Origin of the sequence: Pseudoalteromonas sp. M8 (assembly GCF_018141365.1) — a bacterium.
Taxonomy (GTDB): domain Bacteria; phylum Pseudomonadota; class Gammaproteobacteria; order Enterobacterales; family Alteromonadaceae; genus Pseudoalteromonas.
The window spans coordinates 3,246,309-3,257,342 of the sequence record NZ_CP047240.1 but is presented as its reverse complement, the minus strand read 5'-3'; the positions used below and the strand labels follow the sequence as shown (position 1 = coordinate 3,257,342).

Genomic DNA, 11,034 nt, shown 5'->3' with positions numbered 1-11,034 from the left:
GTGTAGGGCGCTACGGCATATAGCTTGAATAAACGTAGCGCCATACGCAGTTAATGGAGTAACAACCTACATAAATACAGCCAATTATTTTCCTTTATTTTCTGTATAGCGACTAAGTAGCATATTGGCGACTTGTTGCTTTACAGCCCGTTTGTCATTAGGGTCAACGCCAAAACGTTCCGCCAGTAGCGCGATTTCTTCATCGGTTAGATTGAAGGATAAGCGTTGCCGAGTTTTCTTCGATTTAACTTCTAAATCAAGGATCTTTCTTATCATATCGGATGGCGTTAGCTCTTCGTCTATCGCCTGTTTTTTAATGTTTTTTTGTACTTCCGTGGTTAAGTCGAAGGCCATTTGTGTGGCCCTCAAAGCCACTTCTTGACGTTTCCACTTGTCTTCTCTTGTGGTCACGAGTTAGCTCCAGGAAATAGGTCAACAATATCGCTCAGTGGGCGACACATGGTTAGTGACACGTCAGTTTCCCCCCCATCCCAGATCTCGATATTGATAGCGAACTTTTCGTCAGGACTAAGTAACTCGATAACTTCACATACTTCGCCACTTTCATCTTGATAGCGTGGCAAGGCGCGACCGCGATAATCGCTATCGTAAAAATAGCAAACGTAGGGCGCTTCATTTTGTTGATAGCTTTTACCTAAAAATCGCTCGAAAATCTCTGGAGTAGCGTGGGTGTCGATGTGGGTCAGTGCTTCTTCATCGAAAATACGCGCAAATTCATCAAGCGTAAAAATAGCGTCGACGTCTTCTCTTTGGATTTTGATAGAAAAATTCGCATATTCCTCACCGTCACTTTGTTCAATTTGCAAAAAAGTAATGTTACCTGAATCACTTTCGAGAACAAATTCATATGCAGCGCTGCGCTCAAATTGGTAAGTTTGTACGCCAACAACTTTTAGGGTTTGCCCCTTGAGCCAGCTAGGGTAAGCAAATGAATCAATGATGGTGAGCATATCCCCAACTTTCAGATCTTTTGCATGAGTAAGTTGTCGCTCAGGAGTTTTTTTTGATTTAAAAAAGCCAAACATAATGCACCTACATAATCAAAAAGGGTAAAAAGGAGGCGAGGCCTCCTTTTTCTATTCGGCAAATATTAGTTGCTTTGTTTCGCTCTAATACGTTCAAGAATATCATTACTCTTTTGCGTAGAGCCAATTCCAGCTTCTGCCATTTTGGCTTTTAGATCTGCACCCGTTGCAGCGGCTTCAAGCTCTTTTGCTGCAGCCAGTTGATCTTGCCTATCTTGCTGGCGTTGCTTGATACGCTCAAGCGACTGACGTGCATTTACCATAGATGACGTATTGGTATTTAGCGTACTGTTTACTGCCATGGTTGCTTTTTGAACGCTGTCTGTGGTTTTTACCATTGTTAGTTGGCGCTGGTTTTCTTTAATCGTTTTTTCAGCTTCTTTAATTTGCTGTTTTAACAGGATCACATGTTTACTAAAACCGTCTAGCACTTGCTGGTGCTCTGCGCGCTCAACTTCAAATTCACCGATTTTCTCTGCAATTTCTACCGCTAAAGCTTCGTTACCTTTTTCCAGCGCTTGTCCAGCATAGTTTTCATGCTCGATAATGCTTTCGTCAAGTGCAGCTAATTTGCGTTTTGTCTGCATCTCTTTCGCCATTACTTCTGTTAAGTTCTTTTTGGCTTTAGCTAATGCGTTTTGTGCGTCAGTAATTTCTTGCTCAAAAATACGAATGCCATTTGCGTCAACAATTGACTCACCAACTTCTCTAGCGCCACCACGAACAGCAGTAAATAATTTCTTTAAAATACTCATTTCACAACTCCAATATTATTCATTCAAATACACAGTCACGGCTTCCAATGCTTCGATTGCATTGTCCGCGAGGGTGACCAGTTCGTGCGTGATCTCATCAATTGAGGAGGAAACGGCTAGAGCACCAAATATCGCATACTGCTCATCAATTTTAGCAAACGCACTCAGCGGGATCGGCACATTCAGTTTTAATAGTGCTTCATTTAACTCGTTTAGCAACTCAGGCTTTACCTCATTCTCTTTAAATAGGTAACTAATGCATACAAGTTGTTCTTCAGTCTGAGTCACAAAAATTGGTAATTCGTCATTTCCGTCAACAATCACTTGCAATACATCTTGCTCGCCTTCATTGGCGATTAAGAAAGATTCGAAGTTAGCACCTTCTGTTTCAAATGATGCTAATTTGATTGATAGTTCATTTAATTCCATCTTCATTTACCTTTTTTATTTTGACATATTATGTCTGAGTTAAGAGTTGCACGTAAGACATAATATGTCAATGGCCGTGCGCTAATTTTTATACAACTCATCTTCTGTTTGCCATGCTTGACGATAATAATCGTATAGTCTGCCCGTTCCTAACTGGTTGACTTCAATATCTTTTGCTCCGTCAAAAAAGCGATTTGGGAAAGCGAAAGTAGCAAGTAAATACTCTTTATTTATCCAGTTACTTGGGACTGGTAAAGACTCGACCGACCGGATCCTAGCACTTGCCGATTGTCCTGCTCTCGTTGCGATTGTCCATCCCCACTGGCCAAATGAGGGAATATTCTGTTGGTATTGCTCAACATGCGTAAACCCGGCATGTTTTACCGTTTTAGCTATGCTAATAAACGCTTTTTTGGCGTGATAGGGAGACGTTGACTGAATAGCGAGTGCACCATCAGGTGCCAGTAATTGACGCACATGATTATAAAAGTAATCGCTATATAGCTTATTCAAATCAGGGTGATTAGGGTCAGGTAAGTCGATAATAATAGTGTCAAACTGTCTACCTTGGTCGAGCATTTTTTCTACTTCTAAAAATGCATCTGCAACGATAACCGTTGCTCTTGGATCGTTTAAGGCGTTGCCATTCAAGCGGGTTAATTGACTGGTGATATGTGGTCTAGCTGGGTAGGGCTGCCCTTGTAATCCAAATAACGAAAGTAGTTGTCCATCCAAATCGATTAAGGTTGCATTTTCAACAGGCCATTCCAGTACATCTCGAAGTGCCAGACCATCTCCGCCGCCAATGATTAATACCTTTTCGCGCCGGTTAGAAGCCAGCATTGCAGGATAAACGAGCATAGTGTGATAGATCTGTTCATCTACAGATGAAAACTGTAATCGACCATTTAAGAATAAATCGTTAATTGGCATCGGTTGTGCGCGGCTCAATCGCTCAGTGATGACAACATGTTGATACTTCGTTGACTCTGAATAGATCACCTTGTCTTTGTATAGCACATTGCTGAGGTCTTTCATCCAAAGAGAGCCATGGCTCAAGATGACAAAAAAGATACCAAGTAGAACAAAGTGGCAAGCAAACAGCAGCTTAGCGAAGCGGACATGAGCATGGTAACGCCATAGGAAGATAAGTCCTGCAATGATATTAAATAGCGCAGTCCACGCTGCTGCTTGCATTATTGGCAGCGCAAGCATAATCGTGACCCAAATGGCAGCACCAACACCTGCACCGATATAATCTGCACCGTAAATGGTACCTGCGTTATTTTCAAGGAAGCGGCCATACACTTGTTGACGGATCCTAGCAATCAGCGGAATTTCCATGCCAATTAAAATGCCTAGGATGAGGCCGAAAACATAAGGTAAAAATCGGGCAAATGCTTGTAATTGCGCAAATGGCATGCCATCTAAGACACTATCGGGAGGCAGACTGTAAAGGCTAGAAAGCGTATGGGGCAGGGTATAGGTAAGTGCAATAACACTGGCGATCACCAAAATACTGCTCATGCCGAGTAGTGCGATTAGGCTTTCAAGCCATGCAAAAGCGGTAAAGGGATCTTTAAACCAGCGCGCTAAAAATGCGCCAATGCCCATGGCCACGATCATAGTGCCTATCATGGCATAAATCGCGCTTTCTACAGAGCCTAAAACGCGGCCAGCATAATGGGAGAGCAAATATTCGTAGATTAGGCCGCAACCGGCCAAAATGGCCATGACGCCAATAAGTAGGGTGTCGTGACCAAACAACGACCAGTTGCCGGTCACTCTTGCTGAAGTTTGTGGTGCAGATGCGCTCAAGGGTTATGCACCTAACAAACTTGCCATAGTCGTACCAATCGCAAAAGAAAGCGCGGCTGAGATAGCAGCAACACCAATATTCTTTTGTCTGTTCACTTCATCGGAAATATCTTTACCCGCCAGAATAATTTTTATCATGACGAGGTGTAAGACGATGAAAAGCACAATGCTACCCAGTGCCGCAATACTCCAGTACAGTAGGCTTGAGTTAATGTTGTCCGCTACATACGGCGCTAAACCGGACGCTGCAGTCAGTGCCAGTGCTGAGCCGATTAAAAAGCCCGCGTAGCGGATCCCAACCGCGATATTGTTGTCTTTAATTGCCTGCTGTAAACAGTCGCCACTTTTGTTGGTGCGCTTGAATAGTTGTACTCGGTATTGGCTCACAAGCAGCATACAAATATTACCAATAATGAAGGCTGCAACCACAATAGGTAAGCCATACCAGCCTTCTGTGAGTACCCAAAGTAGAGCTGAGCGGATCACAATGGCAACGCTCACCACATGGCCAAAGTCAATCAGTGCTGAGGTGACATTACCTTTAACGATTTCGTCATGGAGGTTTACTTTGCGTAGCGCGACTTTGTCTTGGAAAAAGTGACCGAGCTTGATAAGGATGATACCAACGATACCATAGCCCGTCATTTGTAGCGCTTCTTGAGCTAAAGAACTGGCAAAAGCACCACTTGAAATACCTGAAATTACAATGGCCAGACCTGCTAAACCACCAGCAAAACTGAGGCCAAATGCAAAGTTGTCTTTTTCTGTGATTTCATCATTTGCATGAAGGTTAGATACCCAACCTTTGATGTATTTTAAGCTAACAAATAACGCGACGATCACCGCCATATCTATTAGCAATGCTTGAAAAGTCCAAGCTGTTAATCCGTTAAATTGGTACATGTGTTAACTCCGCTATATATGCGCTATTTGCCCCGGCTTACGCCACGGGAGGTTCTACTTGAGCTATTGCGAACAGAGCCGTAGCTTGATGTTCGAGAATAGCTGCTTCGAGTTACTGCTGATGGGGTGTTACTACTTCGACTTAACCCTGACGCGCCAGACTTTTTCTTGGCATAGGGACTGGTAAACTGTTTGCCTTGGCGTTGATACGATTGTTGAGTACGTTTGGCGAGCTCAGTTTGGCGTTTGTAGCCTTTATAACTGGTGTATCTGTGGCGGCCATAGTCGCTGTAGTAACTGTATCTGCGATGTTTACTCCAGCGGCCATATTCCACATCACCGACAATATCTCCAAGCATGCGATACATGCCATACCACATCCAAAAGCTAGTGCCGTTAGAGTTAGTCTGCCATTCGCCATAGTTGGCATTGCCAACAAGCTGATTGCCGACACTGGTCTGACCGTTTGCCGCTTGTTCCGCCTGCTGACTAATAGCGCCAACTCGCGCTAGCTTGCCATCTGACATATCAGCTAAAACATTGATTGGATCTGTCAGCGCATCATTGAACAAACTGATGGAAGCGGCTTCTTTTAACAACACTGCTTGGTTGATAATGTCGTCGCTGTTCATACTTGGAGCGGGGGACTTGAGGGACTGATAACGAGTCAATAAACTCTGATATAAGGTTCCACTGCTTGTTGCGTCTTGGGCAATAATTTGCGCAATTTCACTGAGCTGAGGTTTTTGCTGACTAAGTACTTTGCCATACTCAGTCAAAAGGTTGGCATTTCTCACCTGCTTTTTATCAAGGGCGGTTCCCAGCGTATTTATCGCTGTTGAAGCTTCTTGAAGTGTATGTGTAATGGTTTGCTGGATACGTTCTTCTTTCGATTCGCAGCCCAGCATTAGGCTCAAAACACACAGTAGGCTAACCAGTTTCCAAATTCTAAAGTTGGACATTCATTGTCACCTAATCTACCTTGACCGTTCATTTAAATGTGCTGTTTTATTGAGCTTAAGTCAACTCAAACGTGCCGTGATTGGCATGTTAAATGGGCTTAAATTGTAACAATAAATCAGTCTAGAGAGTTATTATCTATACACCTTAACATTTGTATTAATATAAACCATAGCGTTAGGTGAACTGGGATAATAATAGAGTTTGTTCATATAGAAGTTGCATTCGTATGAATGCAACGATCACCAAAGCATCAATATAAATCTATCGATACTACAAGGTTAATATACCTTAGCAATTTGCCTCTAGAATGTCATAAATAGCATCTTCTAGGTCTTCTAAATCAGTTTCATCTATCAGCAATCTGGCTTTTGATTCATCAAGGTCTAGCGCCTCCGCAAAGAAGCCTTTAAAGCCTCGCGCTTTGCGGTCAATCTCAAAGATAATTTCTAGTTGCTCACCGCGATTAAAGAAAACCACTTCCACTTCATCAAAGCGACCATGGAAGTCACCTGTGATCGTTTTAAACTCTAGCTCTTGTACGAATGGGAGGCGTGAGAAAGATACTTCATCAATACCTTCACAGTCTGATTCATAGAGTTTAAAGCCAAGCGCTTCCATCGCATCGATAGCCGCTTGTTGTAGCTCGGTAGGTACTATGTGTAAATAGTCCCTATCTGACTTGTCGAGCGCCATATCAATATCAAGGTTGGTAGCAATCCAAGTTTTGGATTGTCCAACGGTAAGCGGGGTTTCTTCAGCGAGGTCAAGCGCAAATGGAATGTGCTTTTCATCACCGGGTTCGATAGTAAATCGTTCGTTGATTTGAAATTTAGCAAGGGTGTGGTTTTTAGTGATGGTCGTTGTTTCACCTTCACTGTCTTCTGTTTCAACCGTGTAGTTACACATTACGTTAAGATCTATTTTGTTGATCTCTTGAGCAACTTTGCCACCGATGATTTTAACCGTTCCAGAAATTTCTTCGCCAGGAGAGGCGTGATGGGTCTCTAAAATGGTATCTACTTTTGCTGCACCGATACCGACTGCGCCAAGGGCTTTTTTGAAAAAAGACATAGTCATCCTTATATATCTTGTGACCTTCCATCATGGAAAGCGCTGTTGTGTCGATTATAGGAATTATTATCTATTCGTCAATTGCTTTTCTCTTTCGAAGCCAATGACTTGAAAATATTTTCTTTGATACAGTCGGTAATTAGTCATTATTCGTGAAATTGGTATATTATTTTATAACGATAGCCGTAGATGAGCTGTGTTCATTGGCATGTTTCAAATTGCAAAGTTCAAGTTTATAGAATTATGGAACAGGATGTTGCAACGCCTCATGGTCAAGGATCGTCGTATGGCTCGCACTCAAGCTTTGGCGCAACCGAGCTATGAGGAATTGGCGTCGACATTAAGTGCGATGCCGGACTTGATGTTTGAACTAGACGAAGAGGGGCGACACTGGGACGCCAGAATACTCCGCCCTGAGTTGTTAGTCGCGCCTGCAGAACAATTGATTGGCCATACGGTGACTGAAGTGATGCCAGAGCAAGCCGCTAAAATAGTGATGCGGGCATTACAGGAAGCAAAAGTTAACGGCTATTCACATGGTAGCCATATTCACTTGTCTACGCCTGTTGGCGAGCGTTGGTTTGAAGTCTCTATCGCCCGTAAGATTGTGACTGCAAGCGATAATCATGCTGAAACACGTTTTATCGTGTTATCTCGGGATATCAATGATCGTAAGTTGGAGTATCTTGAAGCCGAGAAGCTGGCGTATCATGATCAATTAACCGAATTACCGAATCGCCATGTTCTCCAACATGGGTTGATGGAGCAACTCCATGCCGGGCAGCTGTTTGGTAGTTACAGCGCAATCTTGTTTTTGGACCTTGACGATTTTAAAAAAGTAAATGACTTGCATGGTCACCATGTGGGGGATCAGTTACTCAAGGCGGTTGCTCAGCGTTTGAGTGCTAGCGTACGTGAGGGTGATGTGGTGATCCGTTGGGGAGGTGATGAGTTTGTGATTTTAATTACTCATTTATCTCCACAACAGCCTCAAGCCGAATCTCATGTGGTTGGGATCTGCCAGCAAATAATCAACAAGGTAGATAAACCATATCTCTTTGAAGGCAATAAACTAAGTTGTCGGATTAGTATCGGTGTCAGTCTGTTTAATAACCTCGACATCGAGACTGGGATCCAACAGGCTGATTCCGCTATGTATCAAGCCAAGCAATCTGACAGTGTGCGCTATGCTTTCCACAACAAACCGATTAAGGATGTTGGAACCTAGATAAATTCATCTGACAATAACGACAACCATAATACACGGCGTGACTTTTCAGCAGTTTGAGGTAGAGAATGAAAGTCGGGTTTGATTAACTAAGCTCTCATTGTGCTATGCCTAGTGTGTTATGCACAATGGTATCATTCCACGATGAGCCTATTAAAGATGTGAGAACCTAGATAAATTCATCTGACAATAACGACAACCATGATACACTTCGCGACTTTTCAGCAGTTTGAGGTAGAGAATGAAAGTCGGGTTTGATTACGGAAGTTCTAATTGTGCGATGGGTGTCATGCAAAATGGTGAAGTGGACTTACTGCGTCTCGAGCAAGATAAATATTACCTGCCTTCGACTATGTATGCGATGCACAATGCGTTAATTCCTGCATTTGTTAATCGTCATCTCAATGAGCCAGATCCAGTCTACACGCAGTCTCGCCAAGGTCTGCTAACGGTAGCACAGCAAGCTAAGCGCGATCTTGATTTAGAAGCACATGAAGCGGGCGTTTTTTTTGGTCAAGCGGCAATTTCTGAGTATATCGAATTTCCCGAAGAAGGTTTTTTTGTTAAATCACCCAAGTCCTTCTTTGGGGCGGTTGGACTTAAACCTCAACAAATCGCCTTCTTTGAAGATATTGCTGCGGCGATGATGGTGGAGGTTAAGCGTCGTGCCGAGTCGCAGCTGCAACAGTCCATTACCGACACTGTGATTGGTCGACCTGTTAATTTTCAGTCCGTCGGTGGAGAGGAAAGCAATCAACAAGCGGTTAATATTCTTACCACCGCTGCAAAAAGAGCTGGGTTTAAGGAAGTGGATTTTCTCTTCGAACCGCTCGCAGCGGGAATTGAGTACGAAAGCCGTCTTCAGCAAGATAAACTTGTGCTGGTGGTTGATATCGGCGGTGGTACTAGCGATTGTTCGTTTGTCCGAATGGGGCCAAGCTATCGCAATAACACACAACGCCAGCAAGACTTTTTAGCGCATACAGGCAAACGTATCGGCGGTAACGACTTAGATATTGCGCTAGCTTATCACCAATTAATGCCGTTGTGTGGTCTTGGATCTAACATGAGCTCAGGTTTGCCGATGCCTAGTCAACTCTATTGGCAGGCATGTAAAATCAATGATATTCAGTCTCAACTAGACTTCTACAGCGATAAATTAACGCGAGAATTGCAAAGCATGTTGCGAGATGTCGCTGAGCCGCAAAAGCTGGCGCGTTTACTTCATATTCAACAGAACAAACTTACCCATCAGGTGGTTCGTGAAGGTGAACTCGGCAAGATTGCACTCTCTGAGCAAGCAAAATTTAATGCCGATCTTGGTTTTATTGAGCCACAGCTAACCTCTGAATTTACGCAGCAAGATTTTGCCGAATCGGTCATGTCGAACATAGAACAGATGGGCACGCTTGCGAAAGAAGCTATCTATCAAGCAGGCTCAAAACCCGATGTAATTTATCTGACTGGCGGTAGCGCGCAATCACCGTTACTCAAGGCAACGCTTGCACAGCAAATTGGTGATATTGAAATGGTGAACGGGGATAACTTTGGTAGTGTTACTGCAGGCTTGACTAAGTGGGCGGATAAAATATTTAAATAATCGAAGTCAAAATCAAAGAAGCGGTCACAAACCGCTTCCATACTCATCTATTTTATCAATCTAAGCGACTAGCAAGGTACTGCTCATAATCAGGTAAATGCCTTGCGATTGGCTGGTTCATTTTATCGCACGCCATCAGTAAATCTGCCGTCGCTTCATTACAGGCAACGGGAATATTCCAAACAGCAGCCAGTCTCAACAGTGCTTTTACATCCGGATCGTGAGGCTGTGACGCGAGCGGATCCCAAAAGAAAATCAAGACATGAACATCTTGCTCCGCGATTTTGGCACCAATTTGCTGGTCGCCACCCATTGGCCCACTAAATAGTTTGGTGACTTCTAAACCAGTATGCTTTTCTATCAGATTACCCGTTGTGCCCGTGGCGTAAAGCTTGTGCTGCTTAAGGCTATCTAAGTGAGTCTGACACCACTCAAGTAGGGCTGGTTTCATGCCATCGTGTGCAACTAAAGCAATATGCTTTTTTGCTGGTAGTGGCTGTGAACGTTTTTGCATGTGTGCTGCTCCCTGTTTAGAGTAATAAATTGACTGCCAATGCGATAAAAATTAAGCCTGAAATTCGATCAATCCACACCGGCGCTGCTGGATGCTGCCTAAAATAGCCCGCGATTTTATCACCACCGTAGATGTACATGCAGTCGATGGGAAAAGCTAAAATAGGATAAAGTAAGCCAAACATAGCCAGTTGCATCGTTGTCGAGGTCGCCAAGCTACTATCGACAAACTGAGGAATAAATGCAATAAAAAACAGGGCGACTTTGGGATTTAAGACTTCCGTCATCATTGCTTGGAACATCACGTTTTTAGGCTTTTTGGTGCTCACGTGCGGTTTTTCCTCGCAAGCTATCTGCGCCTTTCCAAGCGTTTCTTTGATAGTCATTACACCTAGATAAGCTAAGTAGGCTGCGCCGAGATATTGCACTGTGGTATAGGCGGTCTCTGAGGCTTTTAGGAGTGCCGACAAGCCAACAACGGCAAAGAGTGTGTGGATCACCCCTCCGAGCGCAAAGCCTAATGCGCTTTGCATGCCAGCTACGCGGCCATTAGTAAAGGTCTGCGCCATTAAAAATGCATTAGATGGACCTGGAGCTACGGCAATCACCGTGCTAGCAATTAAAAATGAGAATAAGTATTCAAGGTTTAACATTTTTCTTTTCGTTATTGGTTTTTATATCGTTTTTGTGAATAGCCAACATGCATGA

Annotated in this window: 12 protein-coding genes; 2 read left to right on the top strand and 10 right to left on the bottom strand. The window is 43.6% G+C overall.

The window, feature by feature from the left end; translation table 11 throughout:
* Positions 1-84 precede the first annotated feature (84 nt).
* The 8 genes from GSF13_RS19505 to GSF13_RS19470 form a co-directional block, all read right to left on the bottom strand.
* Positions 85-411: a hypothetical protein gene (locus GSF13_RS19505; RefSeq protein WP_211866769.1), complete on the bottom strand. Its 327-nt coding sequence runs from the start codon at positions 409-411 to the stop codon at positions 85-87.
* Positions 408-1,046 (bottom strand): DUF4178 domain-containing protein, encoded by a 639-nt coding sequence (locus tag GSF13_RS19500; RefSeq protein WP_211866767.1) that lies wholly within the window; start codon positions 1,044-1,046, stop codon positions 408-410. The genes GSF13_RS19505 and GSF13_RS19500 overlap by 4 nt, the downstream gene beginning before the upstream one ends.
* 65 nt (positions 1,047-1,111) lie before the next feature.
* On the bottom strand, positions 1,112-1,801 hold the full coding sequence (locus GSF13_RS19495) for a PspA/IM30 family protein (RefSeq protein ID WP_211866765.1): 690 nt from the start codon (positions 1,799-1,801) through the stop codon (positions 1,112-1,114).
* Between the two features lie 15 nt (positions 1,802-1,816).
* On the bottom strand, positions 1,817-2,230 hold the full coding sequence (locus GSF13_RS19490) for a DUF2170 family protein (protein WP_010606165.1): 414 nt from the start codon (positions 2,228-2,230) through the stop codon (positions 1,817-1,819).
* A gap of 81 nt (positions 2,231-2,311) precedes the next feature.
* Entirely contained in the window at positions 2,312-3,964 is a 1,653-nt protein-coding gene (locus tag GSF13_RS19485) for a polyamine aminopropyltransferase (protein ID WP_238536732.1), read from the bottom strand.
* Positions 3,965-4,051: 87 nt separating this feature from the next.
* Entirely contained in the window at positions 4,052-4,951 is a 900-nt protein-coding gene (locus GSF13_RS19480; protein ID WP_010606167.1) for a DUF350 domain-containing protein, read from the bottom strand.
* A 23-nt stretch (positions 4,952-4,974) separates the two neighbouring features.
* Positions 4,975-5,913, bottom strand: a complete 939-nt coding sequence (locus tag GSF13_RS19475; RefSeq protein WP_010606168.1) for a hypothetical protein — start codon at positions 5,911-5,913, stop codon at positions 4,975-4,977.
* 289 nt (positions 5,914-6,202) lie between these two features.
* Positions 6,203-6,985 carry a sporulation protein gene (locus GSF13_RS19470; protein WP_211866763.1) on the bottom strand — a complete coding sequence of 261 codons (783 nt, stop codon included), beginning with the start codon at positions 6,983-6,985 and terminating at the stop codon, positions 6,203-6,205.
* Positions 6,986-7,271: 286 nt separating this feature from the next.
* Here GSF13_RS19470 and GSF13_RS19465 point away from each other — a divergent pair, with 286 nt between their 5' ends.
* Positions 7,272-8,213 carry a sensor domain-containing diguanylate cyclase gene (locus tag GSF13_RS19465; RefSeq protein WP_249122712.1) on the top strand — a complete coding sequence of 314 codons (942 nt, stop codon included), beginning with the start codon at positions 7,272-7,274 and terminating at the stop codon, positions 8,211-8,213.
* A 241-nt stretch (positions 8,214-8,454) separates the two neighbouring features.
* Entirely contained in the window at positions 8,455-9,813 is a 1,359-nt protein-coding gene (gene yegD, locus GSF13_RS19460) for a molecular chaperone (protein ID WP_211866751.1), read from the top strand.
* A 55-nt stretch (positions 9,814-9,868) separates the two neighbouring features.
* Here yegD and GSF13_RS19455 read toward each other — a convergent pair whose 3' ends face one another.
* Together GSF13_RS19455 and GSF13_RS19450 are read right to left on the bottom strand one after the other, a co-directional pair.
* A complete protein-coding gene (locus GSF13_RS19455) occupies positions 9,869-10,327 on the bottom strand; it encodes a methylglyoxal synthase (protein WP_102057321.1) in 459 nt (152 codons plus the stop codon).
* A gap of 16 nt (positions 10,328-10,343) precedes the next feature.
* A complete protein-coding gene (locus GSF13_RS19450; protein WP_211866749.1) occupies positions 10,344-10,979 on the bottom strand; it encodes a LysE family translocator in 636 nt (211 codons plus the stop codon).
* Positions 10,980-11,034: the final 55 nt, after the last annotated feature.